This is a genomic window from Enterococcus sp. ARL09-542 (genome assembly GCF_005234805.1).
Lineage (GTDB): Bacteria > Bacillota > Bacilli > Lactobacillales > Enterococcaceae > Enterococcus_D > Enterococcus_D gallinarum.
The window spans coordinates 1-1,446 of record NZ_QPQX01000049.1; the positions used below are offsets into that span (position 1 = coordinate 1).

Annotated in this window: 1 protein-coding gene; it reads right to left on the minus strand. The window is 39.7% G+C overall.

Translation table 11 applies throughout. The annotated features are described in order from the left end of the window. Positions 1–1,446 (minus strand): phage tail spike protein (locus tag DVW06_RS16785; protein WP_174784197.1); only part of this gene is annotated, 1,446 nt, incomplete at both ends.

Here is a 1,446-nt window from a genome sequence, read left to right on the forward strand (position 1 = left end):
TCAAACTTAGTTCCTAGCAGTATGTTTTCATTCGGGTATGTTGTCGTAAATCGATCGGCACCATCTGGACTCCATGAATACGCTTGATAGATATGTGCATCTTGCCCATCTTCGCCTTTGACAAGTTGCCACTTATAGTCTTTTGGATCGTTCGATTCAGTTGCGGTCAGCTTATTTGTAGCTAGTCCAATATAATATTTTCCGGTTGGATCATCGGTCATGTTGGTTCCTTGATAATCATCCGCATACTTTAGCCATGTGTATGTTGGCTGACCATTCTCACCCGGCGGACCAGGAACACCTTCCCCCACAAATTTTACCCAGAGTCCCCGATAATCTGCAGGATTATCACTGGCTGTTGGCACACCTAACACTTGCTTAATCGCAATATAGGTTTTTCCGGCTGGTAAAGCACTGATTCCGTTACCTTCCTCATCATCTGCATAACGTATCCAAACATAAGTAGTGGCTTGCTTTAACTGATCAGCTAACTCTTTAAGCGATTGACTAACTCCGCCATCTTGAATGAGGTAGTCTCCCAATGTAGCTTTATATTCATTAGTAGAATAGCATCTCGTAAGTTCAAGAACTCGAGCGCTCAAGAACAGTTTTTCATTCTCGTCTACTAGATAAATCGTATCGCCTATCTTTACGTTGTCTGGTAAATTTGCGATGTCAGTTTCATAATTGATCGCTGGTTGACTTGCTTTTTCTAGTTCACGTATGACATTATCACAAAGTGTTTTTTGATCAGTCGTTTCGTAGGTTTTGACACGTTGGATATGTCCGGCATTTGGATTTGGATTATTGTTTGATAGTAATCGACTCCAAATCTTCACTGACTCCATGTCCTGCATGACACCAGTTGTCTTGTTTAACACGAATCTTCCATTTGGATCTTTGTAGTTATACCCTTTTAGATTAATTGGTTCATTCTTACCTTCTGGCGTACCACCAGTTGCCACAATAGCTGTACATAGATCATAAATATTGGCTTTGGTCACAATATTATTGATATCTTTATCCATATACAAAGTAATTCGTTTATCTGCTCCTCTTTTTTTATGAACATCCACGAATCGCTTAACAACTTGTGTCCCTGTAATTTCAAATGAAAAACTCAGTTCTGCATTATCAAACTGTGTAGCTAACGAGAGTAAACGAGCGAGAATCGTTTGACTCTCACTCTCCCATTTCAACGTGCGACTGAGATTACTGATTTCATTGATACCAATTTCAAAACCAGTATCTCCGGCAAACAGTTTGAAATACTCTGCAAATGTCATCGCTTTGGTTGCGCTATATGCATCCACCAATCCATTAATCAGATCCATTCCTGCATCTTCTGCTCGAATGAAATGTTCGCCCACTTTCGGATCGTGTTCAATTTCCATGATCGTCATAAAAATTGATTGGCCATTTTCATCTTTATACAAAATATAGTTC